Annotated in this window: 22 protein-coding genes; 14 read left to right on the top strand and 8 right to left on the bottom strand. The window is 73.5% G+C overall.

Going from position 1 to position 23,033, the window contains the following annotated elements:
• Nucleotides 1-3: 3 nt before the first annotated feature.
• From ACFV9Q_RS09130 to ACFV9Q_RS09085, 10 genes are all read left to right on the top strand, one after another.
• Nucleotides 4-993: an ABC transporter permease gene (locus ACFV9Q_RS09130; RefSeq protein WP_377234140.1), complete on the top strand. Its 990-nt coding sequence runs from the start codon at nucleotides 4-6 to the stop codon at nucleotides 991-993.
• On the top strand, nucleotides 993-1,985 hold the full coding sequence (locus ACFV9Q_RS09125; protein ID WP_377231738.1) for an ABC transporter permease: 993 nt from the start codon (nucleotides 993-995) through the stop codon (nucleotides 1,983-1,985). The genes ACFV9Q_RS09130 and ACFV9Q_RS09125 overlap by 1 nt, the downstream gene beginning before the upstream one ends.
• Nucleotides 1,982-2,821 (top strand): ABC transporter ATP-binding protein, encoded by an 840-nt coding sequence (locus ACFV9Q_RS09120; RefSeq protein ID WP_377234139.1) that lies wholly within the window; start codon nucleotides 1,982-1,984, stop codon nucleotides 2,819-2,821. The genes ACFV9Q_RS09125 and ACFV9Q_RS09120 overlap by 4 nt, the downstream gene beginning before the upstream one ends.
• On the top strand, nucleotides 2,818-3,669 hold the full coding sequence (locus ACFV9Q_RS09115; RefSeq protein WP_377234138.1) for an ATP-binding cassette domain-containing protein: 852 nt from the start codon (nucleotides 2,818-2,820) through the stop codon (nucleotides 3,667-3,669). Before ACFV9Q_RS09120 ends, ACFV9Q_RS09115 begins: the two co-directional genes overlap by 4 nt.
• Nucleotides 3,666-4,958 (top strand): alpha/beta fold hydrolase, encoded by a 1,293-nt coding sequence (locus ACFV9Q_RS09110; RefSeq protein ID WP_377234137.1) that lies wholly within the window; start codon nucleotides 3,666-3,668, stop codon nucleotides 4,956-4,958. Before ACFV9Q_RS09115 ends, ACFV9Q_RS09110 begins: the two co-directional genes overlap by 4 nt.
• Nucleotides 4,955-6,397 (top strand): aminopeptidase P family protein, encoded by a 1,443-nt coding sequence (locus ACFV9Q_RS09105; RefSeq protein WP_377234136.1) that lies wholly within the window; start codon nucleotides 4,955-4,957, stop codon nucleotides 6,395-6,397. Before ACFV9Q_RS09110 ends, ACFV9Q_RS09105 begins: the two co-directional genes overlap by 4 nt.
• The gene (locus ACFV9Q_RS09100; protein WP_377234135.1) at nucleotides 6,390-9,248 is read left to right on the top strand and encodes a beta-L-arabinofuranosidase domain-containing protein; all 2,859 of its coding nucleotides are present in this window, start codon (nucleotides 6,390-6,392) and stop codon (nucleotides 9,246-9,248) included. The genes ACFV9Q_RS09105 and ACFV9Q_RS09100 overlap by 8 nt, the downstream gene beginning before the upstream one ends.
• A 25-nt stretch (nucleotides 9,249-9,273) precedes the next feature.
• Complete coding sequence (locus ACFV9Q_RS09095; protein ID WP_377234134.1) at nucleotides 9,274-10,512, top strand: M6 family metalloprotease domain-containing protein; 1,239 nt, start codon at nucleotides 9,274-9,276, stop codon at nucleotides 10,510-10,512.
• A gap of 94 nt (nucleotides 10,513-10,606) precedes the next feature.
• The gene (locus ACFV9Q_RS09090; RefSeq protein ID WP_377234133.1) at nucleotides 10,607-11,242 is read left to right on the top strand and encodes a hypothetical protein; all 636 of its coding nucleotides are present in this window, start codon (nucleotides 10,607-10,609) and stop codon (nucleotides 11,240-11,242) included.
• A 42-nt stretch (nucleotides 11,243-11,284) separates the two neighbouring features.
• Complete coding sequence (locus ACFV9Q_RS09085; RefSeq protein ID WP_377234132.1) at nucleotides 11,285-12,403, top strand: epoxide hydrolase family protein; 1,119 nt, start codon at nucleotides 11,285-11,287, stop codon at nucleotides 12,401-12,403.
• A gap of 8 nt (nucleotides 12,404-12,411) precedes the next feature.
• Here ACFV9Q_RS09085 and ACFV9Q_RS09080 read toward each other — a convergent pair whose 3' ends face one another.
• Nucleotides 12,412-12,843: a nitroreductase/quinone reductase family protein gene (locus tag ACFV9Q_RS09080; protein WP_377234131.1), complete on the bottom strand. Its 432-nt coding sequence runs from the start codon at nucleotides 12,841-12,843 to the stop codon at nucleotides 12,412-12,414.
• Between the two features lie 85 nt (nucleotides 12,844-12,928).
• Between ACFV9Q_RS09080 and ACFV9Q_RS09075 the strand changes: the two genes are divergently transcribed.
• Nucleotides 12,929-13,537 (top strand): TetR/AcrR family transcriptional regulator, encoded by a 609-nt coding sequence (locus tag ACFV9Q_RS09075; RefSeq protein WP_377234130.1) that lies wholly within the window; start codon nucleotides 12,929-12,931, stop codon nucleotides 13,535-13,537.
• Between the two features lie 18 nt (nucleotides 13,538-13,555).
• Here ACFV9Q_RS09075 and ACFV9Q_RS09070 read toward each other — a convergent pair whose 3' ends face one another.
• The 3 genes from ACFV9Q_RS09070 to ACFV9Q_RS09060 all read right to left on the bottom strand — a co-directional run bounded on the left by ACFV9Q_RS09070 (nucleotide 13,556) and on the right by ACFV9Q_RS09060 (nucleotide 16,031).
• The gene (locus tag ACFV9Q_RS09070) at nucleotides 13,556-14,503 is read right to left on the bottom strand and encodes a cation diffusion facilitator family transporter (protein ID WP_377234129.1); all 948 of its coding nucleotides are present in this window, start codon (nucleotides 14,501-14,503) and stop codon (nucleotides 13,556-13,558) included.
• Entirely contained in the window at nucleotides 14,500-14,991 is a 492-nt protein-coding gene (locus ACFV9Q_RS09065; RefSeq protein WP_377234128.1) for an ArsR/SmtB family transcription factor, read from the bottom strand. The genes ACFV9Q_RS09070 and ACFV9Q_RS09065 overlap by 4 nt, the downstream gene beginning before the upstream one ends.
• 98 nt (nucleotides 14,992-15,089) lie before the next feature.
• On the bottom strand, nucleotides 15,090-16,031 hold the full coding sequence (locus tag ACFV9Q_RS09060) for an NAD-dependent epimerase/dehydratase family protein (protein ID WP_377234127.1): 942 nt from the start codon (nucleotides 16,029-16,031) through the stop codon (nucleotides 15,090-15,092).
• 82 nt (nucleotides 16,032-16,113) lie between these two features.
• Between ACFV9Q_RS09060 and ACFV9Q_RS09055 the strand changes: the two genes are divergently transcribed.
• Together ACFV9Q_RS09055 and ACFV9Q_RS09050 are read left to right on the top strand one after the other, a co-directional pair.
• On the top strand, nucleotides 16,114-17,247 hold the full coding sequence (locus tag ACFV9Q_RS09055; RefSeq protein WP_377234126.1) for a mandelate racemase/muconate lactonizing enzyme family protein: 1,134 nt from the start codon (nucleotides 16,114-16,116) through the stop codon (nucleotides 17,245-17,247).
• A 128-nt stretch (nucleotides 17,248-17,375) separates the two neighbouring features.
• Nucleotides 17,376-18,131, top strand: a complete 756-nt coding sequence (locus ACFV9Q_RS09050) for a FadR/GntR family transcriptional regulator (protein WP_377234125.1) — start codon at nucleotides 17,376-17,378, stop codon at nucleotides 18,129-18,131.
• Between the two features lie 134 nt (nucleotides 18,132-18,265).
• Here the strand turns inward: ACFV9Q_RS09050 and ACFV9Q_RS09045 are convergent, their stop codons facing one another.
• The 4 genes from ACFV9Q_RS09045 to ACFV9Q_RS09030 are packed head-to-tail and all read right to left on the bottom strand — an operon-like array spanning nucleotide 18,266 to nucleotide 21,917.
• Entirely contained in the window at nucleotides 18,266-18,661 is a 396-nt protein-coding gene (locus tag ACFV9Q_RS09045) for a universal stress protein (RefSeq protein WP_377232313.1), read from the bottom strand.
• Complete coding sequence (locus ACFV9Q_RS09040) at nucleotides 18,658-20,229, bottom strand: tripartite tricarboxylate transporter permease (protein ID WP_377234124.1); 1,572 nt, start codon at nucleotides 20,227-20,229, stop codon at nucleotides 18,658-18,660. The genes ACFV9Q_RS09045 and ACFV9Q_RS09040 overlap by 4 nt, the downstream gene beginning before the upstream one ends.
• Nucleotides 20,230-20,264: 35 nt before the next feature.
• Nucleotides 20,265-20,828 (bottom strand): tripartite tricarboxylate transporter TctB family protein, encoded by a 564-nt coding sequence (locus ACFV9Q_RS09035; RefSeq protein WP_377234123.1) that lies wholly within the window; start codon nucleotides 20,826-20,828, stop codon nucleotides 20,265-20,267.
• A 33-nt stretch (nucleotides 20,829-20,861) separates the two neighbouring features.
• Nucleotides 20,862-21,917 (bottom strand): tripartite tricarboxylate transporter substrate binding protein, encoded by a 1,056-nt coding sequence (locus ACFV9Q_RS09030; protein WP_377234122.1) that lies wholly within the window; start codon nucleotides 21,915-21,917, stop codon nucleotides 20,862-20,864.
• Between the two features lie 136 nt (nucleotides 21,918-22,053).
• Here ACFV9Q_RS09030 and ACFV9Q_RS09025 point away from each other — a divergent pair, with 136 nt between their 5' ends.
• Nucleotides 22,054-22,932 (top strand): LysR family transcriptional regulator, encoded by an 879-nt coding sequence (locus ACFV9Q_RS09025; protein ID WP_377232309.1) that lies wholly within the window; start codon nucleotides 22,054-22,056, stop codon nucleotides 22,930-22,932.
• The last annotated feature ends 101 nt before the right edge of the window (nucleotides 22,933-23,033 follow it).

Raw genomic sequence — 23,033 nt, 5'->3', positions numbered from 1 at the left:
TCCATGACGTCCTTCCCGACCGATCTCACGACGGCCCAGCCCGTCGAGGCCGGGACCGACGACACCCCCGAGGCGCCGGCGGCAGCAGCCGCCGGCGCCGTCCGGGCGGGTGCCGGCGGTACCTGGCAGGCCCTGCGCCGTGACGTGGGCGCGATGCTCGGCCTCGGCTACATCGTGCTCGTCACGCTCGTCGCGATCTTCGCGCCCCTCCTGACCGCGATCAGCGGCTGGACCCCGTACGAGTTCGACCAGACCGCGATCGACCCCAACCTCGGCGGCATGCCGATCGGCCCGTGGGGCGGCGTCAGCGCCGAGCACTGGTTCGGCGTCGAACCGGGCAGCGGCCGCGACATCTTCGCCCGCATCGTCTACGGCGCCCGGGTGTCCATGAGCATCGCGCTGTCCGCCACCGCGCTGACCACCGTGCTGGGCGTGTCGCTCGGGCTCGTGGCCGGCTACTTCGGCGGCCGGGTCGACCTGGTGATCTCGCGCGTCATGGACTTCCTCATGGCGTTCCCGGCGCTGATCTTCATGATCGCGGTGCTCTCGGCGCTGCCGGCGGGCAACCGGTCCGCGCTGCTCGTGGTGGTCATCTCCGTGTTCGGCTGGCCCTACCTGGCGCGCATCGTGCGCGGGCAGACCATGTCGCTCGCGCAGCGGGAGTTCGTCGAGGCCGCCCGGGCCGCCGGCGCGAGCGGGACCCGCATCGTCTTCCGCGAGATCCTGCCCAACCTGCGCTCGACCATCATCGTGATGGCCACCCTCGCCGTGCCCGGCTACGTCGGCACCGAGGCCGGCCTGTCCTTCCTCGGCGTCGGCGTGGTACCCCCGGCGCCGAGCTGGGGCCAGATGATCGCCGCGTCCGTGAAGTGGTACGCCGTCGACCCCGCGTACTTCGTCTTCCCCGGCGCGTGCCTGTTCCTGCTCGTGCTCTCGTTCACCGTGCTCGGCGACCGCCTGCGCGCCGTCGTCGACGCCCAGGAGGGCCGCTGATGCCCCGGTTCCTGATCACCCGAGTCGCCTCCGGCCTCGGCGTGCTGCTGCTCGTGTGCCTGTTCACGTACCTGGTCTTCTTCGCGCTGTCGCCGGACCCTGCGGTGCAGATCTGCGGCAAGAACTGCACGCCCGAGGTCATCGACCAGATCCGCGGCAACCTGGGGCTGGACCAGCCGTTCTGGACCCAGTTCTTCCACTTCGTCGTCGGCATCTTCGCGGGCCGCACCTACGGTGAGGGCGCCGGCGCCGTCGAGTGTGCCGCGCCGTGCCTGGGCTACTCGTTCCAGTCCAGCCAGGCCGTGTGGGACATGATCATCCAGCGCCTCCCGGTCTCCGCGACGATCGCCGTGGGTGCCGCCGTGCTGTGGCTGCTCGCCGGGCTGGCCGGCGGCCTGCTCAGCGCCGTCAAGGAGGGCACGTTCCTCGACCGGTTCACCACCGGCCTGACGCTGACCAGCATGTCGATCCCCAACTACGTGCTCGCGCTCGTGCTGCAGTACGTGCTGGTGGTCAAGCTGCAGTGGCTGCCTTTCCCGCAGGCCGTCGCCTTCGCCGACGACCCCGGGCAGTGGTTCGCCAACTTCGTCATGCCGTGGATCGTGCTCGCCGTCGGCTACGCGGCCGCCTACACGCGGCTGACCCGCGCCAACGTGCTCGACGTGCTGCGCGAGAACTACGTGCGCACCGCCTACGCCAAGGGCCTGGCCCAGCCGCTGGTCTGGCGCCGGCACGCGCTGCGCCCGGCGCTGACGCCCATCGTGACCATCTTCGGGATGGACTTCGCCGGCCTGCTCGGCGGGGCCCTGATCACCGAGACGGTCTTCGGCATCAACGGCGTCGGCAAGATGGCCGCCGACTCCATCGCCCGCAACGACCAGCCGGTGATCATGGGCGTCACGCTGCTCGCCGGGTTCCTCGTCGTCGTCGGCAACATCGTGGTCGACGTCGTCTACACCGCCATCGACCCGAGAGTGCGGGTGAACGCATGAGCCTGCTGCAGGTGCGCGACCTCACGGTCACCTTTCCCACCCCGCGCGGGCCGCTGGACGCCGTCCGCTCGCTCGACCTCGACCTGGAGCCCGGCGGCGCGCTGGGCATCGTCGGCGAGTCCGGCTCCGGCAAGTCCATGACCAGCCTGGCGATCATGGGGCTGCAGCCCCGGGCCGCGCAGCGCAGCGGCAGCGTGCGGCTGGGCGGCCAGGAGCTCGTCGGCATGTCCGAGGCCGAGCTGCGCCGCGTGCGCGGCGACCGCGTCGCCATGGTCTTCCAGGACCCGCTGTCCTCACTGAACCCGTACTACACGGTCGGGCTGCAGATCGAGGAGGCCTACCGCGCCCACCGGCCCGGCACCACGCGGCGCGTGGCCCGGCGGGTCGCGATCGAGGCGCTGGAACGGGTGCACATCCGCGACGCCGCGCGGCGCGTGGACCACTACCCGCACCAGTTCTCGGGCGGCATGCGCCAGCGCGTCATGATCGCCATGGCGCTGAGCACCGAGCCCGAGCTGCTCATCGCCGACGAGCCCACCACGGCGCTCGACGTCACCGTCCAGGCACAGATCCTCGACCTGCTGCAGGAGATCCGGCGCGAGACCGGCACGGGGCTCGTGCTGATCACGCACGACCTGGCCGTCGTCAGCGAGGTCACCGACCACATCGTCGTCATGAAGGACGGCGTGTGCGTGGAGCGGGGCGCCGTGGAGCAGATCTTCACGGACCCGCGGCACGCGTACACGCAGGCGCTGCTCGACGCCGTCCCGCGGATCGACGACGAGATCGGCGAGCTGCGCGCCGTCGGCACCAAGAAGGTCGGAGGACCAGCATGAGCACGCCCCTGCTGCGCGCCACGCACCTCGTCAAGGAGTTCCCGGTCCTGGGCACGGGCGGCATCGTGCGCCGTCCGGACACCTTCCGGGCCGTGGACGACGTGAGCTTCGAGATCAACGCGGGCGACACGCTCGCCCTGGTCGGCGAGTCCGGCTCGGGCAAGTCGACGACGGCGCGGCTGGCCGCCCGGCTGCTGGACGCCACCTCCGGCACCGTCGAGCTCGACGGCGAGGACGTGACCCGGCTGGGCCGGGCCGACCTGCGCCGGTTCCGCAGCGACGTGCAGGTGGTCTTCCAGGACCCGTACTCCTCGCTCAACCCGCGGCACACCGTGGAGCGCATCGTCACCGCTCCCCTGCTCTACCAGCAGCGGAGCATCCCCGGCGGCGCCCGGGCTTTCACGCGCTCGCTCATGGAGCGGGTCGGGCTGGACCCCGACCACTCGCAGAAGTACCCGGCGCAGTTCTCCGGCGGGCAGGCGCAGCGCATCGGCATCGCCCGCGCGCTGGCGGTCGGGCCGCGCGTCGTCGTGTGCGACGAGGCCGTCTCGGCCCTGGACGTCTCCGTGCAGGCGCAGGTCATCAACCTGCTGCGCGACCTGCAGCGCGAGGAGGGGCTGACCTACCTGTTCATTGCGCACGACCTCGCGGTGGTGCGGCAGATCGCCACCCGGGTCGCGGTGATGACGCAGGGCCGGATCGTCGAGGAGGGCGACCGCGACGCCGTCTTCGACGCGCCCCAGCACGAGTACACGCGCAAGCTGCTCGACGCCGTGCCCCGCATCCGCCCCGAGTGGGAGGCGGCACGACGGCGCAACGCGGCGCTCGCGGCGGAGGGAGCACGATGAGCACGACCTGGACCACCTACCTGCTGCCGGGCATCGGCGTCCGCGAGCGCCGTCTCGCGGTGCCGCTGGACCGGAGCGGTCGCCTGCGCGGCGAGGTGTCGTTGCTGGTCCGCGAGCTGGTGGACCCGGCGCGCGGCGACGAGGACCTGCCGCTGCTGGTGTACCTGCAGGGCGGGCCGGGCGGCGCGAACCCGCGGCCGCTGCGGCGGGACGGCTGGCTGGACGTGGCGCTGCGCGACCATCGCGTGGTGCTGGTGGACCAGCGCGGCACGGGCGGCAGCTCGCCGCTGGACGGCGAGGTGCTGGCCGGGCTGGACGCCCGCGCGGGTGCCGATCTGCTGGCGTGCTACCGGGCCGACTCGATCGTGGCGGACCTGGAGGACGTGCGCCGGGACGTGTACGGCGGGCGCCGGTGGGCCACGCTGGCGCAGAGCTTCGGCGGCTGGATCACGCTGACGTACCTGTCGGTGGCGCCGCAGGCGCTGCGCGCCTGCTACGTCGCGGGCGGCATCCCGGGCACGCCGCCCGACGCCGCGGAGGTCTACCGCCGCACGTTCGGCCGGGTGGCGGGCAAGACGGCGGAGTTCTACCGGCGTTACCCGGCCGACGTCGACGCGGTCGCGGCGATCGCGGATCGGCTCGCGCAGGGCGACGTCCGGCTGCCGGACGGCGACGTGCTGACGGTGCGCCGGTTCCAGTCCATGGGCATCGACCTGGGCATGAAGCCGGGGCCGGAGCGGCTGCACTGGTTCGTCGAGAAGGCGTTCGCGGCGCCGGGCCGGCTGTCGGCCGGGTTCCTGCAGGAGGCGATGGTCCGTACGGCGCAGGCGGACGGCCCCCTGTTCTGGACGCTCCAGGAGTCGATCTACGGCCACGGCGGCAACGGCCCGACGGGCTGGGCGGCCCAGGCGGAGCGCGACCGGCGTCCGGAGTTCGACCCGGGCCGGCGTCCGCTGCTGTTCACGGGCGAGATGGCGTTCCCGTGGATGTTCGACGAGATCCGGCTGCTGCGCCCGTTCGCGGGCGCGGTGCACGAGCTGGCGGCGCGCCAGGAGTGGTCGCCGCTGTACGACCTGGACCGCCTGGCCGCCAACGAGGTGCCCCTGGCGGCGATCGTCTACCACGACGACATGTTCGTGGACTCAGGCCTGCAGCTCGACACGCTCTCGCGGGTCGGGTCGGCGCAGGCGTGGGTCACCAACGAGTACGAGCACGACGGGATCGGTGACGCACGCGTGCTGGAGCGCCTGCGTGAGCTGGTCCGCGACCGAGGAGGAGAGATCCGATGAGCACGCACGACACCACCGGCCGGCCGCCCTACGCGGGGACCCGCGCGCCCCGGCTGGCCGACAGCCCGGCGTTCAACGCCCACATGGCCCGCGGCTGGGGCGCGCCCGACGTCGTCGTCCCGGTGATCCCCGGGGCGCCGGAGGCGGCCGCCGACCACCGCCGCCGCCTGTCGGAGCGCATCGGCGCGCGCGACGCCGTGGTCAGCGCCGGGCGCGCGCCGCTGCGCAACGGCGACGCGATGTACGGGTTCCGCGCGGACAGCGACTTCGTGTGGCTCACGGGTGTGCAGCCCGAGGACGGCGTCCTGGTGCTGCGGGCGAGCGACGGCGGGCACGACGCGACGCTGTACCTGCCGCCGCCCGCGCGGCCCGGCGAGAGCGAGTTCTTCGCGAACGCGGCCTACGGCGAGCTGTGGGTGGGGCCCTCCCCCGACCTGGCCGCGTGGGCCGGGGCGCTCGGCATCGCCGTGGAGCCGCGCTCCGCGCTGGACGGCGTGCTCGACACCCTGGACGGCGCCCTCGCCTCGCCGTCGGTCGACGACGACCTGGTGCGCCGGTTCGGCCTCAAGCCGTCCGAGGACCTGGCGCGGGCGCTGTCCGACCTGCGCATGATCAAGGACGACTGGGAGATCGCGCAGCTCCGCGAGGCGATCGACCACACCGTGACCGGGTTCGACGCGGTCGCGCGCGAGGTGCCGCGCGCCGTCGGCGGGCTCGGCGAGCGCTGGCTGCAGGGCACGTTCGACCGGCACGCCCGCACGTTCGGCAACGGGCCGGGCTACTCGACGATCGTCGGCTCCGGCCCGCACGCCCCGACCCTGCACTGGGTGCGGTGCGACGGACCGATCCTGCCCGACATGCCGCTGCTGCTCGACATGGGCGTCGAGGCCAGCTCGCTGTACACGGCCGACGTCACGCGCACCATCCCGCCGTCGGGCACCTTCAGCCCGATCCAGCGGCAGGTGCACGACCTGGTCGAGAAGGCGCACCGCGCCGGCATGGCGCAGATCCGTCCCGGCGTGGAGTACCTCGACTTCCACTACGCCTCCATGGAGGTCATCGCGCAGGGGCTGCACGACTGGGGCCTGCTGGACGTCTCCGTCGACGAGGCGCTCTCCCCCGGCGGGCAGCAGCACCGGCGCTGGCTGGTCTGCGGCATCGGCCACCACCTCGGGCTGGACGTGCACGACTGCGCCCACTCCGACTACCCCACCTACCAGGCCGCTCCCCTGGCCCCCGGCGTGGTCATGACCGTCGAGCCCGGCCTGTACTTCCACGCCCACGACGAGACCGTGCCGCCCGAGCTGCGCGGCATCGGCGTGCGCCTGGAGGACGACCTGCTGGTCACGGCCGACAGCGCCGAGGTGCTCTCCGACGCCCTGCCCATCGACGCCGCCGGCATCGAGCGGTGGACCACGGAACGGCTCGGCAATGGCTGAGGCCGTGCTGACGGCACCACCTCGCGTGGCCGAGCCGTTCCCGCTCGCCGACGTCGTCCTCACGGGCGGCGTCTTCACCCGGGCCCGCGACCAGATGCTGCACCTGGCCCGCGTCTACCCGGTCGACCGGCTGCTCGCCGTGTTCCGCGCGAACGCCGGGCTGGACACGCGCGGGGCGCTGCCGCCGGGCGGCTGGGAGGACTTCGGCCACCCCGACGAGGACGCCTGGGGCCCCGACGACTACCCCGGCCGCGAGGCCGCGCCCACCGCGAACCTCCTGCGCGGCCACTACGCGGGGCACTTCCTGTCCATGCTGGCGCTCGCGGCGGGCGGCGCGGACGACGCCGCGCTGCGGGCCGAGCTGCACGCCAAGGTCGACGACCTGGTCGAGGGACTGCGGGAGGTCCAGGAGACGCTGGCCGCGACGGGGCGCTACAGCCACCCCGGGTTCCTGGCCGCGTACGGCGAGTGGCAGTTCTCGCGGCTGGAGGGCCTTGCGCCCTACGGCGAGATCTGGGCGCCGTACTACACGTGCCACAAGATCATGGCGGGGCTGCTCGACGCGCACCGGCACACGGGCTCGGGTGTGGCGCTGGACGTCGCCGCCGCGATGGGACGCTGGGTGCACGGGCGGCTGTCCGTGCTGCCGGCCGAGCAGCGCGCCGACATGTGGGCCCTGTACATCGCGGGCGAGGCCGGGGGCATGAACGAGGTGCTGTGCGACCTCGCGGTGCTGACCGGGGACCGCACGTTCGTCGAGACGGCCCGGCTGTTCGACCTGGACACGCTGCTGGACTTCGCGGCGGCGGGCCGGGACGAGCTGGACGGCATGCACGCCAACCAGCACGCCGCCACGCTCCTGGGCTACCTCGGGCTGGCCGACCTGACCGGCGAGACCCGATACCTGGACGCCGTCGTCCACCTCTGGGACATGCTCGTGCCCGGCCGCACCTACGCGCACGGGGGCTCCGGCGAGAACGAGCTGTGGGGGCCGGCGGGCGCCGTCGCGGGCGACATCGGCAACCGGAACGCCGAGACGTGCGTGACCTACAACATGCTCAAGATCGCCCGGGCCCTCTTCGAGCGCACGGGCGAGGCGCGGTTCGCCGACTACTACGAGCGGGCCGTGACCAACCAGATCCTGGGCTCGCGGCGCGACGTGACCTCGGACGACTCGCCCGAGGTCACGTACATGTTCCCCGTGCACCCGGGGGCGCTGCGCGAGTGGGACAACGTGGGCACCTGCTGCGGCGGCACCGGGCTGGAGAACCACGTCAAGTACCAGGACTCCGTGTACTTCCGGTCGGGCGGCCCGGGCAGCTCGGGTGGTTCGGACGGCGGTGCGGCGGGGCCCGACGGCGGCGTCCGGACCGTGTGGGTCAACCTCTACGTGGCGTCGACGGCGAGCTGGCCGGAGGCCGGCGTCCGTCTGATCCAGGAGACGGCGTACCCGCTGGAGGGCGCCAGCCGGATCCGGGTCGACGCGACCGGCGACCTGGAGCTGCGCCTGCGGGTGCCGGGCTGGGCCACGCCCTCCCCCGTGTTCGGCGTCCGGGTGGACGGCGAGGCGCAGTCCGTGCGGGCCGACGGCGGGTACGTCGTCCTGCGGCGTGACTGGCGCCCCGGCACCGTGGTCGAGATCGACATGCCGCTGACGCTGCGCGAGGTCCCGGCGCCGGACGACACGTCCGTGGTGACTCTGGAGCTCGGGCCGACGGTCCTGCTCGCGCGCAGCGCCGCCACGACCTGGCTGCCGGTCCAGGCCGCGACCTGGCGGCGGCTCGACGGCACGCTGGACGCCCCGCTGACCCCGGCCGACGACGGCACGTGGCGACTGGGCGACCTCGTCCTGGAGCCGACGTGGTCCGGGTCGGACGCCCGATACCACATGTACCTGCGCCGGGCCGACGCCCGGATCGCGTTCGCCGGCGCGGACCCGGCGGCTGACTCGGGCGTGCCCAACGCGGGGCGGGCGGACGGACGGACCTTTCTCGACGTGCTCTGGGCGGACGGCGGGTTCGCCGACCGGGGCGCGTTCGTCGAGGCGGTGCTGCGCACCACGCACGAGTTCGTGGAGCTCGGGCTGCTGAGCGCCGCGGAGGCGCGGCAGGTGCTCGTGGCGGCGGCACGCTCCGCCGTCGGGCCGGAGGACGACGGCGGCGCCGGGCCCGGAGCCGGGGGCGACGCCGACCGGGAGGCCGCGCGTGCGGCGGACGAAGCCGCGCGTGCGGCGGAGGAAGCCGCGCGTGCGGCGGAGGAGGCCGCGCTCCTGTCCCGGGCGCCGACCGCCGCGCACGACGGCTCCGCGCCGCGCGTGGAGATCGTCCCGGCCGCGGCGCCCGGCGTGACCGGCTGGTACCTCCGGCCGGCGGAGCTCACGGTCACCGCGCGGGCCGACACCGGCGAGCCCGTTGTCGAGGTCCGGGTGGACGACGGCCCCTGGGCGCCCGCGGGGCAGGCGCCGCTGGTCCTGTCCGACGGTGTGCACACCGTTACCGCGCGCGCCGTCGACGACGCGGGCCGGGAGCGCCGCGTCGTCCGCGAGGTCAGCGTCGACACCAAACCGCCGCGAACCAAGGTGACGACCAAGCGCCTGGGCCCGCGGGGCGTCGAGATCAACCTGACCGCCGTCGACGACGTCTCGGGCGTGGACAGCATCCGGTGGAAGGGGCCGGACACGTTCTGGGCCACCTTCGCCGAGCCGTTCAGCCGGGCGCTGTCCGACGCGCCGCAGGTCATCGAGTACGCGGCGACCGACCGCGCGGGCAACCAGGAGCCGGTCCGCACCCTGGTGCTCCCGCCCGCCGACGGGTCGGCGTCGGCGCCCGCCGACGCCGACCCCACCGAATGACCGACCAGCGAACAGGAGTGCACGCATGAAGCAGCAGCGAGCCGCCCGACCGTCCCTGGCCCTACCGATCGCGGCGTTGGCCGCCACGACCCTCGCTCTCGGCGCGGTGCCGGCGAGCGCCGCGGCCGACCCGCCGTCGTCGTCAGGCGTCGCCGCCGCGTCGTCCACATTCGCCGCGCCGACGTCGGTGGCCGACTGCCGCCTGGCCGCCGCCGTCGACGGGCTCGGCTCCGGCTTCCCGGTGGACGACCAGGCCCTCCCGGCCGTCGGCACGCTGAAGGCCGCGCTGCTGCTCGTGGACTTCGACGACCACCCGGCGTCCGCGGGCTCGGCCCAGGAGGCGCGGGACAACCTGGCCTCGGGCGTCGAGTACCTGGAGCGGGTCTCGGGCGGCCGGCTGGACGTGACCACGACGACGTCGGACGGCTGGGTGCGGATGCCCGAGCCGTCCACGGCGTACCCGTTCGAGCGGGGCCTGAGCTACGAGGACCACGTGCGCTACATCGGCGACGCGATCGCCGCGGCGGACGACTCGTTCGACTTCTCCGACGTCGACGTGGTCTGGGTGACGGCCACGAAGGAGGCGCCGAACATCACCTACTCGCCGACCACGAACTTCCTGGACGTCACCGCGGACGGCAACCACCTGACGCACGCCGTCACGTTCGGCTACGACCAGTGGCGCTGGGGCGGGCTGGTGCTGGCGCACGAGTCGGGTCACACGCTCGGCCTGCCGGACCTCTACCTGTTCGAGGCGCCGCCGGCGGACCCGGGCAACTACCACGCCGCGGTCGGCGGCTGGGACCTCATGGGCCTGATCTCGGGCGCGGGGCCGGAGTACTTCGCGTGGCACCGGTGGCAGCTCGGCTGGCTGGACGACGACCAGGTGGTCTGCGCCGGCCAGGGGCGGACGACGTCCGCGCGGCTGGCGCCGGTCGCCCGCTCGGGTGACGCGAGCCCGGGGCAGGACGCGATGGTCGTGTACCCGCTGTCGGCGACGCGCGCCGTCGTCGTCGAGAACCGGCAGCCCGTGGGCTACGACGAGGGCATCGGCGCGCGGGGCGCGCTGGTGTACACGGTCGACACGTCCGTGCCCTCGGGCGAGGGTCCGGTCCGGGTCGTGGACTCGACGCCGGGTTCGGCCGGCGGCCTGGACGACGCCCCGTTCGCGGTGGGCTCCTCCTGGACCGAGCCGACGACGGGCGCGGAGCTCACCTTCCGCGCCGGCCCCGCGGGCACGCTGAAGGTCACCGTCCGGCCCTGACCGTTGTTGCACCGGACCGGTCGCGGAGGCATCGTGGCGCGAGGGACCTCCTCGCGGGCCCGAGCTCCGCGACCGGTGCCGGGAGGTGCGCGAGATGACCGACCTGACCGCGATCGACATCCTGATCGACCCCGACCCGACGATGCTCGCGCGGGCCAGGGCGGTCAACGCCGCGATGCTGGCCCGCCTGCCCGCCGGGTTCGCGCTCGACGGGCACCATCAGCCGCACGTCACGATCCTGCAGCGGTACGTGCGCAGCGCCGACCTCGCCGGGATGTACGACGCCGTGGGCTCCGCGGTCGGCCCGGTAGACCTGGTGGCGCTCCCTCTCCGGGCCACCGGGATCCGGCAGATCGCGGCGGCCGGAGGCGTGGGCCTGGCCGGCATCGTGGTGCGGGCGTCGCCCGAGGTCCTGGAGCTCCAGGCCCGGCTGATCGACGCCGTGGCGCCGTTCGTCGCGTCCGGCGGAACCGCGGAGGCCTTCGTGGGCACCGCCGCCGAACCCGAGATCAACCAGGCCACGATCGACTACGTCGAGCGCTACGTCCCCGAACACAGCGGCGCGAGCTACGTCGGGCACGTCACCGTGGGGCTGGTCCCGCTCGACGAGATGGGCGCGGTGGAGGTCGAGCCGTTCGAGGAGCTCACGTTCCATCCCGTCGGCCTGAGCATCTACCGGCTCGGCAACAACGGCACCGCCGCCGGGCGGCTGCGGAGCTGGACCGCCTGACGCCACCCCGCGGATGTCAGTGGCGGCGTCTAACGTCGTGGCATGAGCGAGCCCCGGCCCTTCACCGTGCACGTCCCCGACCAGGTCCTCACGGACCTGCGTGATCGCCTGGCGCGCAGCAGGATCCCCGAGGACTCGCCCCGGCGTCCGGCGTCGGGCATGACGTCCGGCTACCTGCGCGAGCTCGTCGACCACTGGATCAGCTGGGACTGGCGGGCGCGCGAGGCCTGGCTGAACGGGCACCCGCAGTTCCTCGCCGACGTCGGGGGCGCGGACGTGCACTTCGCGCACCTCCGGTCGGAGCAGCCGGACGCCCCGGCGCTGCTCGTGCTGCACGGGTGGCCGCACACGTTCGCGCTGCAGCTCGACTTCGCCGACCTGCTGCCCGACCTCGACGTGGTGGTCGCGAGCCTGCCAGGTTTCGCGTTCTCGACGCCGTACGCGGACGGCGAGATGTCGGAGACGCGGCTGGCCGCCACCATGCACGCGCTGATGACCGACGTGCTGGGCTACGAGCGGTACTTCACCTACGGCGAGGACGTCACGGCGAACGTCAGCGACCTCATCGCGGCCCGGTACCCGGCGCACGTGGCGGGCATCGTCGCCACGCACGCGCACTTCCCGACCACGGCGGAGCGGGCAGCGCTCGACGACCCCGAGGCCAAGGAGTTCTTCGACGGCATCGCCGCGCGGCACCAGACTGACGGCGCCTACGGCCACGTCCAGGCCACCCGGCCGGACACGCTCGCGACCGCCCTCAACGACTCCCCCGCCGGCCTGCTGGCCTGGCTGACGGAGAAGCTCGTCGAGTGGAGCGACACCCCGCCCGGCGACCCGCGCGCCGTGGAGCAGCGCATCTCCCGGGACCGCATCCTGACCGAGGCGACGATCTACTGGGCCACCCAGACCATCGCGTCATCGTTCCGCCCCTACTACGAGGGCGCCGACCAGCCCGGCCCGATCCCGCCGGCGACGGTGCCGGCCGCAGTCCTCGTCCAGCGGCACGAGGGCACGTACCCCGAGTCGCTCGCGCGCCGCCACTACCTCGACCTGCGGGTGTTCGACCGCCTGCCGGAGGGCGGACACTTCACGGTCGGCGAGGTGCCGGGCGAGATGGCGGCGCGCGTGCGGGAGTTCGTCCGCTCGGTCGACGGCGGCTGAGCCCCGGCTCAGGCCGTCGGCTCCAGGCGGATCACGGGGAACTTGCGGTCGGTGTGGGTCTCGTACACCTTGGCGTCCGGCCAGTACTCGGCCCAGATCCCGTAGAGCCGCTCCCACTCGGGCGACGTCGGGCGCACCACGGTGACGGCCGCCCGCAGGGTCTGGTCGCCCACCTCGATGGTCGTCTCCGCGGCGCCGTCCTCCACGTTGGCCACCCAGGTCGGGTCCTTGGGCGCGCCGCCCAGCGAGCCCACGACGAGGTAGGCGTCGCCGTCGGTCGCGGCCACCAGCGGCGTCACGTACTGCTTGCCGCTGACCCGCCCGACGTGGTGCAGGAGCAGCAGCCGCTTGCCGTCGAAGTGCCCTCCTGCGACGTCCGCGCCCAGCACGCCCGCGTTCGCGCGGAACGCCTCGATGATCCCGGTGTTCATGTCTGCCATCTCGTCCTCCTCGGACCTCCGCCGGCCCCCCGGCCGACCTAACCGGACTTTACCCCGCTTACGCGGTTCCGGATAGCATCCGGACATGAGCACGCCGATGACGTGGGGCACACCGCAGCCCGAGCGGGCCGACGCCGCCCGCAACCGTCAGGTGCTGCTCGCCACCGCCCGCGACCTCCTGGCCGAGGTGGGGGCGGACTGCCTCACGATGGACCTCCTGGCCGAACGCTCCGGGCTCGGCAAGGGCACGGTGTTCCGCCGGTTCGGCTCCCGCGCCGGGATCTTCCAGGCCCTGCTCGACGACAGCGAGCGCGAGCTGCAGCAACGCGTGCTCAGCGGCCCGCCGCCGCTCGGCCCCGGGGCGCCGCCGGTCGACCGCATCATCGCCTACGGCACGGCGCGCGTCCGGTTCCTCGCCGACCACCACGCCGTCGCGCGCGCCACGCTCGACGGCCGCCAGGCCGGCCGGCGTCGGCCCCTGTCCGAGATCCACCTGCGGGTGCTGCTGCGCGAGGTCGACCTGCCGGGCGCCGACGTCGAGGTGCTCGCGGGCCAGCTCGCGTACGCGCTGGACGGCCCGCTGCTGCTCCAGCTCTCCGCCGGTCCGGACCTGGAGGGACCGGAGCCGACGGCCCGCTTCGAGGCCGGCTGGCGTGACCTGGTCGAGCGGGTGTGCGGGGTGTCGGGGGCGTAGGCGGGGCGCCGGACGCCGTCAGGCGTGCGTCGGCGCCTCGTGCCGGGCGTGCTCGGCGGGCTCGAGCTGGAACGTCGAGTGCTCCACGCGGACGTCGAACTGCGTGGCGACGCACCGCTGCAGGGCGTCGAGCACGGGCGGCGCCTGCCCGTCCCGGAAGCAGACGTCGCGCACCACGACGTGGGCGCTGATGGTCGGCAGGCCGGTGGCGACCAGGGAGGCGTGCAGGTCGTGCACCTCCTCGACGTGCTCCACCTCCAGCAGCCGCGCCCGCACCTCGTCGAGGTCCATGCCGGGCGGGGTCGACTCCAGCAGCACGCTCGCCGAGTCGGCCAGCAGCCGGGCGGCCCGCGGCAGGATGAGGACGGCGATGACCAGGCCCGCGACGGCGTCGGCCCGCTCCCAGCCCGTCGTCGCGATCACGACCGCGGCCACGATCACCGCGACCGAGCCGAGCGCGTCGTTGACCACCTCCAGGAACGCGGCGCGCAGGTTGAACGACGCCGACCGCCCGCCCGCCAGCACGAGCAGCGCCACGACGTTGCCCACCAGGCCGACGATGCCGAAGACGAGCAGGCCCGGCCCCGGCGCCTCCGCCGGCCCGACCAGGCGGCTCACGCCCTCGACCAGCGCGTACACGCCGACGGCGAGCAGCACCGCGGCCTGGGCCAGCGCGGCCAGGATCTCGGCCCGCCGGAACCCCCAGGTCCGGCGCGACGACGGCGGCCGCAGCGCGAGCGACGCCGCCCCGAGCGCGATGGCGAGGCCCGCGACGTCGGTGAGCATGTGCGCGGTGTCGACCAGGAGCGCGAGGCTGCCGGTGAGCAGGGCGCCGACCGCCTGGGCCACGAAGACGGCCGCCGTGATGCCGAACGCGACGGCCAGGCGGCGACGTCCGCCCGGGTCGCGCTGCGCGCCGGCGTCGTGCCCGTGGCTGTGGCCGCCAGGGCCGTGGTGGTGGCTCACGAGGCTGCTCCCGACGCCGCGGACGGTTCCGCCGTCGTCGTCGGAGCCGACCCCGACGCCGTCGTCGCAACCTGCACCGCCGGAACCGACACGGGTGCCGCCAGCTCGGACGGGTGCACCGCCGAGCCGTCCACGCCGTAGACCGGGCACAGGGCCACGGCGTCGCCGGTCAGCGCCAGCAGCTGCTCGGCGGATGCGAGCACCGCGAGCGTCGCCTCCGGGTGGGTCAGCGAGAACACCGACGCCCGCCCCTGCGGCCGGGACTCGACGAGCCCGCAGTCGCGCAGGCAGGCCAGGTGCTTGGACACCGTGGACTGGGCCAGGCCGAGGTGCTTGGTCAGGTCGACCACGCGGTGCTCGCCGAGGGCCAGGTGCTGCAGGATCGCCAGCCGCGACGGGTCCGAGAACCCGTGGAACAGGCACGCCGCCACGACCATCGCCTCGGACTCGCGGGCCGCGACATCGCCCGCCACCTCTGTCATCGCCATACGACGATGTTAACAGCCGCCACCCCACTCCCCTTTGAGGCCCGGCTTTCTCCTCTTTGAGCCGCCCCAAAGCGAAGAAACCAGGGCCTCAAAGGAGATCAGGAGGTCGCCCGGGCGTGCCAGGCCGTCGCCGTCGCGTCCAGGACGTCGTCCCACGGCGTCGGCCGGACGCCGAACACCCCGGTGGTCTCGGCGGCGTCCGCCACGAACGGCCGGTCGAACTGGTAGAGCACGCCCAGCGCCTCGCGCAGGAGCGGCACCACGAGGCCTCCGGCCCGCAGCACCGCGCGCGGCACGCGGCGCAGCCGGGGCTCCCCCGTCCCGGCCCGCGCACCCAGCTCGCGCAGCACCTCGCGGACGGTCGCGGGCGGGTTGGAGGGCACCAGCCACGGCGAGCCCCAGGCCCGGTCGTCGGCGCCGAGCGCCACCAGGGTCGCGGCGACGTCGTCGACCGCCGTCCAGGTGTGCGGCTGGTCCGGGTCAGCCATGACACTGGTTGGCTTGCCGGCGAGCGTCGCCGCCGCGTACATGGGCAGCAGGCCGTGCGAGGCGGGGACGGTCGGCCCGATGTAGTCGGAGGCGCGCGCCTCGGTGGCGCGCACCCGCCCGGCGCGGTGGGCGGCGAGCGCCTCCTGCCACAGCCGCGCCCGGAGCCGGCCCTTGTGGTCCGACGCCGCGAGCGGCAGGCCGCGGGTCATCGGCCCGTCGACCGGGCCGTAGCCGTAGAGGTTGCCGAGCGTCACGAGCACCGCGCCGGAGGACTCCGCGGCGTGCAGTGCCGCGGCCGCCAGCGGGGGCCAGCCGCGCTCCCATGCCTGGTACGAGCCGGGGTTCGCGCAGTTGTACAGCACGTCCGCGCCCCGGGCCGCAGCGGCGAGCGCCGTCGCGTCCGTGGCGTCCAGCGCGATCCGCTCCACGCGGGGGTGCGCCGGGCCGCCGCCGGAGCGGGTCACCACCGCGACGGAGCGGCCGGCGTGCGCCAGCCGGAGGGCGAGCGCGGTGCCGACAGGACCGGCGCCGAGGACGAGGTGGGAGGTCATGTCCCAGGGTCCCATCGATATTGGTCAGACAGGTTCACAACTTGTATGATCGCAAGCGAACATCCCGCCGCAAAGGAGCGCCATGACGTACCAGCCCGACGCCATCCGGACCGTGCAGCTCTCGACTGTCACGCTGCCGCTGGCCACCCCCATCTCCGACGCCAAGGTCTTCACCGGCCGGCAGAAGCCCATGACCGAGGTCGCGTTCCTGTTCGCGGAGATCACCACCGAGCAGGGCTTCGAGGGCCTCGGCTTCTCCTACTCCAAGCGCGCGGGCGGCCCCGCCCAGTACGCGCACGCCAAGGAGGTGGCCCAGACCGCGATCGGCGAGGACCCGAACGACATCGCCAAGCTGTACACGAAGCTGCTGTGGGCGGGCGCGTCGGTCGGCCGGTCCGGCGTCGCGACCCAGGCCCTGGCCGCCATCGACATCGCCCTGTACGACCTCAAGGCCAAGCGCGCCGGCCTGCCGCTGGCCAAGCTGCTCGGCTCGCACCGCGACTCCGTGCGTACCTACAACACCTCGGGCGGGTTCCTCAACGCGAGCATCGAGGAGGTCAAGGAGCGCGCGAGCCGGTCGATCGCCGAGGGCATCGGCGGCATCAAGATCAAGGTCGGGCTGCCCGACGGGCGCACGGACCTCGCCCGCGTCGCCGCCGTCCGCGAGCACATCGGCCCCGACGTGCCGCTCATGGTCGACGCCAACCAGCAGTGGGACCGCGGCACCGCCCTGCGCATGGGCCGGCGTCTGGAGGAGTTCGACCTCGTCTGGATCGAAGAGCCCCTGGACGCCTACGACGCCGAGGGCCACGCCGCGCTCGCCGCCGCCCTGGACACCCCGATCGCCACGGGCGAGATGCTCGCCTCCGTGGCGGAGCACGAGCGGCTCATCGAGAAGCGCGCGTGCGACATCATCCAGCCCGACGCCCCACGCGTCGGCGGCATCACGCAGTTCCTGCGGCTGCTCACGCTCGCCGACCAGGCCGGGCTGGACCTCGCGCCGCACTTCGCGATGGAGATCCACCTGCACCTGGCCGCCACGTACCCGCGCGAGCCGTGGGTGGAGCACTTCGACTGGCTCGACCCGCTGTTCAACGAGCGCCTCGAGACGAAGGACGGTCGCATGCTCGTGCCGGACCGCCCGGGTCTCGGCGTGACGTTCAGCGAGCAGGCCCGCGCCTGGACGACGGACACGGCGACCTTCGGCCCCGCCTGACCCGCGCCTGATCCGCGCCTGATCCCCCGCGACGTGTCAGACGTACAGGTCACCCGAGGGACCTGTACGTCTGACACGTCCTCCGAGAGTTCCGGCGGGAGACCGCGTCGAGATGGAAGCATGAGCCCATGGCCCAGACCCTGAGCGGCACCCTGGTGGAGACGCTGCGCAGCCGCATCGTCAACGGCGACATCGCGCCGGGCGAGAAGCTGCCCAGCGAGCCGCGCCTCGCCGTCGAGCACCAGGTCAGCCGCACCGTCGTCCGCGAGGCCATCGCGCGCCTCAACCTGGAGGGTCTGGTCCACACCCGGCGCGGCAGCGGCAGCTACGCGCTCACCCCGCCCGCCGAGGCGGACGACGGCGGCGCCCCCGTCGCCCGGTCGCTGGCCGACCGGCTCGCACTGGTCGAGTACCGCCTCGCGCTGGAGGCCGAGGCCGCCGCGCTCGCCGCCGGACGGCGCACGCCCGCTCAGCTCGCGGCACTGGCCGACCGGCTCGACGCGCTCGCGGCGTCCGACGGGCACCCCGCCACCGCGATGCAGCACGACTTCGCGTTCCACCGGCTCGTCGCCGAGGCCGCGGGCAACAGGTTCCTCCTGGAGGCCCTGGACCGGCTGGGCCCGCAGATGATCGCCATGCCGCGCGGCCGGCTGGACCTGCACGCCGACGACGGAGCGCACGACGACGAGGCGCCCGACGACGACCCGCGCGCCGACGCGCGGCACGGCGGCAGCCGCTTCGCCGGCGTCGTCCAGGAGCACCGCGCCGTGCTCGACGCCCTGGACGCGCAGGACCCGCTCGCCGCCGCGGCGGCGATGCGGGTCCACCTCACGTCGTCCCGCCGCCGCCTCCTGACGGAGTCGGGCGCCGACCCCGCCCACTGACCAGGCCGCCGGCCGCCGTCGGGCAAAGCCGTTGACCACAGCGGCTGCTGCCAGGAGGGGCACCTCACTGGCAGCAACCGCTGTGGTCAACACCCGCGCCTGCGCGGCCTGCCGGACGGCGGCAGGGCCGGTCGTCAGCGCGGGGGCTTGACCGCCAGGACCGGGTGCTCGGCCTGGAGCAGGATGCGCTGCGCGACCGAGCCCATGATGAACTTGCCCACCGTGCTGCGCCGGCGCAGGCCGATCACGATCAGCGAGGCGTCGTGCTGCTCGGCGAGGTCGAGGATCTCGTCGGTGAAGTCGTCACGGTGCGTGCCGCGCACGAGCTGCGCCTTCACCCCCGCCGCCGCGGCCTGCGCGAGCACCCGGTCGAGGTCCTCCTCGGCGGCGACCGTGGACTCGACCAGCGAGCCCTCCCGCGCCGAGTTCACGACCAGCAGGTCCTCGTCCCGCAGGCCCGCCTCGACGATCGCCGCCTGCACGGCGGCCTCCCCCGCGGGCGTGGGGACGTAGCCAACGACGATGCTCATACGGACTCTTCCTCTCGGTTCTTCGCCGACGCACCGGCGTCCGACGTCCCAGCAACAGCCCCACCGGCAACAGCAGGCACCCCGCCCGCCCGCCGGTCGCGGACGGCACGGATCAGGGGCAGCACGGCCACCACCACGAACACCACCAGCAGCGTCGCCGAGATGGGCCGCGTGAAGAAGCCGGCGGCCGACCCGTCGAACATCAGCAGCGAGCGCCGCAGGCTGGACTCCAGCAGCGAGCCGAGCACGAACGCCAGCACGAGCGGCCCCGGCTCGAACCCGAACTTCTTCATCAGGTACCCGACGGCGCCGAAGACGACGACCAGCAGCACGTCGAACACGGAGTTGTTGATGGTGTAGGCGCCGACCATCGTGATCAGGGCCGTCACGGGCGCCAGGATCGCCGCGCGCACCCGCAGGATGCGCACGAACACGCCTACCAGCGGGATCGACATGATGAGCAGCAGCACGTTGCCGATGTACATCGAGTTGACCACGCCCCAGAACAGCTCGGGGTGCTCGGTCACGAGCTGCGGCCCGGGCGTGATGCCCTGGATCAGGAGCGCGCCGAACATGAGCGCCATGGTCGCGTTGGCGGGGATGCCGAGCGTGAGCAGCGGGATGAACGAGCTGGTCGCGGCGGCGTTGTTCGCCGTCTCCGGCCCGGCCACGCCCTCGATGGCGCCCTTGCCGAACCGGCTCGGGTCCTTGGCGCGCTTCTTCTCCGCGGCGTAGGCGGCCATGGAGGCGATGGTCGCGCCGCCGCCGGGCAGGATGCCGAGGAAGAACCCGAGCACCGACCCGCGGGTCACGGCGCCCGACGACTCCTTGAGGTCCTTGCGCGACGGCCAGACGTTGGTCACCTTGCCGGGCGCGTGCACGGCGCGGTGCCGCTCCTCCAGGTTGTAGAGGATCTCGCCGAGGCCGAACAGGCCCATGGCCACGGGCACGAAGTCGATGCCGTCGGCCAGGCTCAGGTTGTCGAAGGTGAAGCGTTCGGCACCCGTGAAGGCGTCGCGCCCGACGGTGGCCAGCAGCAGCCCGATCGCGGCGGCGATCAGCGCCTTGAGCCGCGCGCCGGACGCGATGGTCGAGACCAGGAGGATGCCCAGCAGGGCCAGGGCCGCGTACTCGGGTGGCCCGAAGTCGAGGGCGAAACCGGCCACGACCGGGGCCAGGAAGGTCAGCCCGACGATGGCGACGGTGCCACCGATGAACGACCCGACGGCCGCGACGCCGAGCGCCGTGCCCGCCCTGCCCTGTCTGGCCATGGCGTGCCCGTCCAGGACCGTGACCACCGAGCTGGCCTCGCCGGGCAGGCGGAGCAGCACGGACGTGATGGTGCCGCCGTACTGCGCGCCGTAGAAGATGCCGGCGAGCATGATGATCGCGGTGACCGGCTCAACGCCGTACGTCAGCGGGAGCAGGATGGCGATGGTGGCCGCCGGGCCGAGGCCTGGCAGCACCCCGATGAGCATGCCGATGACCACACCGAGCAGGCAGTACAGGAGGTTGGTCGGTTCGAGCACGACGGCGAAGCCGGCGGCCACGTTCTGCAGTGATTCCACGTGCGATTCCCTTGCGGATCAGACCTGCGGTGCGGTCAGAAGAGGTGCGGGACGTTGGTGCTGAGCGCCCCGACGAAGACCCCGTACAGCACCCCGACCACGAGCACCGAGTAGAGGACGGCGGAGCGCCAGGACTCGCCGCCCAGGAACTTCATCCAGATCAGGCTCAGCAGCAGGGCGGGGATCTCGAAGCCGATCACCGGCAGCAGCGCCACGAGCCCCAGGAGGGTCGCGAGGCCGACCAGCGAGAGCCACGAGTAGCGGGAGAACTTCTCCCCGTCGCCGCCCCGCCGTCCGACGACGACCTGGGCGAGCGACAGCACCACCACGGCGACGCTGATCGCGAGCGGCCACAGGCCGGCGGCCGGCTTGGTCAGTGTGCCCAGGCCCAGCCCGACCGCCGTCACGGCGCCCAGGACGCCGATCGCGGTCGTGACCAGGCTGGCCGCGAGGTTGGCGACCGGCCCGGCCGGCGGCGGCGTCTCCTCGGCCCACTCGTCGACGAGGGCCTGGGCCGGGTCGACGGGCGCGACGGCGGCTGCGCCGTCCGCCCCGCCGTCCGAGCTGCCGTCCGGCGTGCCCTTCGAGCTGCCGTCCACGCGTTCCTCCTTGGTTGCCGTTGCCACGAGGGATCAGCCCTCTGCGAGGCTGATGTCGTACTCCTCGGTGAGCGCCTTGTACTTGTCGGCGAGCTCGGTCCACTCCGTGGTGACCTCGTCGCCCGAGATCTCGTGCGGCGTCAGCAGGTTGTTCTCGTTGAACGACGTGTAGGTGTCCGAGGCGATGGCGGCGTCGATCGACTCGACGAGCCGGGCCTTGACGTCCTCCGGCAGGCCCTTCGGGGCGGCCAGGGCGCGGTACTGCGACACGGGCACGTCGTAGCCCTCCTCGACGGCGGTCGGCACGTCGGGCAGGAACTGGTTGCGCTCGGCCGAGAAGGCCAGCAGCGGCACCACCTTGCCGGCGTCGATCTGGGGCTTGGCCTCACCGAGCTGCACCGTGGCGACCTGCACCTGGTCGCCGACGACGGCGGTCAGCGCGGGCGAGCCCGAGTCGAACGGGACGGCCGTGCCGTCGATCTCCGCCTGCGCGAACAGCGCCGCCGGGGCGAGCTGCGAGCCGGTGCCCACGCCCGTGGTGCCGTACTTGATCTCGCCGGAAGCGCCCTTGAGGTCGTCCAGGTTCTCGAACCCGGAGTCGACGCTGGCCAGCAGCACGTAGTCGTCCTGCGAGAGCCCCTTGAGGACGTCGAGCTTGCCCAGGTCCACGGCCTCGTCCTCCGACACGGCCAGCGGCGTGATCGTGATGAGGGAGGCGTTCAGCAGCACCAGCTCGTACCCGTCGGCGGGCTTGCCCGCGACCTCCTCGGTCGCCACGGCGCCGTTGGCCCCGGCCCGGTTGACGACGGGGACGGCCACGCCGAGGTCCTCCGCCATGCCCTCGGCCACGGCCCGGGCGATGAGGTCGGTCGACCCGCCGGCGTCCTGCCCCACGGTGATCGTCACCGGGCCGGACGGGAAGTCTTCACCCTCGCCGCCACCGGCGGCACCCACGTTGCCGCCGCACGCGGCGAGCGTCAGGGCGGCGAACGCGGCGGTGGCGCCCAGCGCGACCCTGCTGGTCAGCGGGCTGCGGCGTGCACCGGAAGGCGCGCCGCGGCGCGGGGTACGGGGGGTAGGAGTTGTCATCACAGCTCTCCTCGTTGAGATCTCCGACGGGCAGGTGCCGGTCGGGCGTTGAGCATAGGAAGCCCATACGATGCCTGTCTAAGCCTCTTACTGCATTGCTTGATTCTCGGAATGCATCAATCCCGGAAAGGTCATCGTGTACACCCTCGACCAGGTCCGCTGCTTCCTCGCCGTCGCGGAAGAGCTCCACTTCGGCCGCGCCGCGGAACGACTCAACATGACCCAGCCGCCCCTGAGCCGTCAGGTCCAGAAGCTGGAACGCGCCGTCGGCGTCCCCCTGCTGGAACGCGACAACCGTCACGTCGAGCTGACGACGGCGGGCGCGGTGTTCCTCGAGGAGGCCCGCCGCCTCCTGACCGCCGCCGACGCCGCCCCCGCGCTCGCCCGGAAGATCGCCGCCGGCCGCGCGGGCGTGCTGCGCCTCGGCTTCACCGCCGCCTCCGGGTTCAGCCTGCTGGGCACGCTGGTGCAGGAGATCGCCGAGTTCATGCCCGACGTCGACCTCGACCTCCAGGAGCTCGTCACGATCGAGCAGATCGAGGCGATCCGGCGCGGCGAGCTCGACCTGGCACTCGGCCGGCCGCCGTTCGACCAGGAGAGCTTCGACTCCCGGCTCCTGCTCTCGGAGGACCTGGTGCTGGCCGTGCCGCCCGGGCACGCGCTGACCCGGCTCGACCGGCCCGTGACCGCCGCCGACCTGCGCGACCAGCCCGTCGTCGGGCACCACCCCACGAAGGCCCGGTACTTCTACGACATGGTGGTGCGCTACATCGCCGTCGAGCACGGCAACGTGGTGCACGTCGTCAGCCAGATCCTGACGATGTGCTCGCTCGTGGCGGCCGGACGCGGCGTGGCGTTCGTCCCGGAGTCGGCCCGCCTGCTGGGCCTGCCGGGCGTCACGTTCGTGGAGCTCGACGTCCCCCACGGCGTGGTGGAGCTGCACGCCATCTGGAACCGGGACTCGAAGAACCCGGCCCTCCACGAGTTCCTCCGCTTCCTCACCCCCTCCCGTTGAGTGCTGGGTGGTTTTTGTTTCTGGCCCTTTTTCCCCCCCCCACCCCCACACACCACCCCCACCAAGCAAGGGCGGCGAGGACCAAGGAGGATAGAGGGTGG

This window comes from Promicromonospora sp. NPDC059942, from assembly GCF_042731755.1.
In the GTDB taxonomy this organism is placed as follows: domain Bacteria; phylum Actinomycetota; class Actinomycetes; order Actinomycetales; family Cellulomonadaceae; genus Promicromonospora.
The sequence above is the reverse complement of the archived record's forward strand: the minus strand, read 5'-3'. Positions and strand labels throughout refer to the sequence as shown.

Coding starts and splice junctions, on each gene's coding strand:
- ACFV9Q_RS09030 (WP_377234122.1), bottom strand. CDS start 21,917: ATGACAACTCCTACCCCCCGTACCCCGCGCCGCGGCGCGCCTTCCGGT.
- ACFV9Q_RS09090 (WP_377234133.1), top strand. CDS start 10,607: ATGACCGACCTGACCGCGATCGACATCCTGATCGACCCCGACCCGACG.
- ACFV9Q_RS09130 (WP_377234140.1), top strand. CDS start 4: ATGACGTCCTTCCCGACCGATCTCACGACGGCCCAGCCCGTCGAGGCC.
- ACFV9Q_RS09085 (WP_377234132.1), top strand. CDS start 11,285: ATGAGCGAGCCCCGGCCCTTCACCGTGCACGTCCCCGACCAGGTCCTC.
- ACFV9Q_RS09075 (WP_377234130.1), top strand. CDS start 12,929: ATGAGCACGCCGATGACGTGGGGCACACCGCAGCCCGAGCGGGCCGAC.
- ACFV9Q_RS09125 (WP_377231738.1), top strand. CDS start 993: ATGCCCCGGTTCCTGATCACCCGAGTCGCCTCCGGCCTCGGCGTGCTG.
- ACFV9Q_RS09060 (WP_377234127.1), bottom strand. CDS start 16,031: ATGACCTCCCACCTCGTCCTCGGCGCCGGTCCTGTCGGCACCGCGCTC.
- ACFV9Q_RS09095 (WP_377234134.1), top strand. CDS start 9,274: ATGAAGCAGCAGCGAGCCGCCCGACCGTCCCTGGCCCTACCGATCGCG.
- ACFV9Q_RS09050 (WP_377234125.1), top strand. CDS start 17,376: ATGGCCCAGACCCTGAGCGGCACCCTGGTGGAGACGCTGCGCAGCCGC.
- ACFV9Q_RS09065 (WP_377234128.1), bottom strand. CDS start 14,991: ATGGCGATGACAGAGGTGGCGGGCGATGTCGCGGCCCGCGAGTCCGAG.
- ACFV9Q_RS09055 (WP_377234126.1), top strand. CDS start 16,114: ATGACGTACCAGCCCGACGCCATCCGGACCGTGCAGCTCTCGACTGTC.
- ACFV9Q_RS09045 (WP_377232313.1), bottom strand. CDS start 18,661: ATGAGCATCGTCGTTGGCTACGTCCCCACGCCCGCGGGGGAGGCCGCC.
- ACFV9Q_RS09110 (WP_377234137.1), top strand. CDS start 3,666: ATGAGCACGACCTGGACCACCTACCTGCTGCCGGGCATCGGCGTCCGC.
- ACFV9Q_RS09120 (WP_377234139.1), top strand. CDS start 1,982: ATGAGCCTGCTGCAGGTGCGCGACCTCACGGTCACCTTTCCCACCCCG.
- ACFV9Q_RS09115 (WP_377234138.1), top strand. CDS start 2,818: ATGAGCACGCCCCTGCTGCGCGCCACGCACCTCGTCAAGGAGTTCCCG.
- ACFV9Q_RS09080 (WP_377234131.1), bottom strand. CDS start 12,843: ATGGCAGACATGAACACCGGGATCATCGAGGCGTTCCGCGCGAACGCG.
- ACFV9Q_RS09105 (WP_377234136.1), top strand. CDS start 4,955: ATGAGCACGCACGACACCACCGGCCGGCCGCCCTACGCGGGGACCCGC.
- ACFV9Q_RS09100 (WP_377234135.1), top strand. CDS start 6,390: ATGGCTGAGGCCGTGCTGACGGCACCACCTCGCGTGGCCGAGCCGTTC.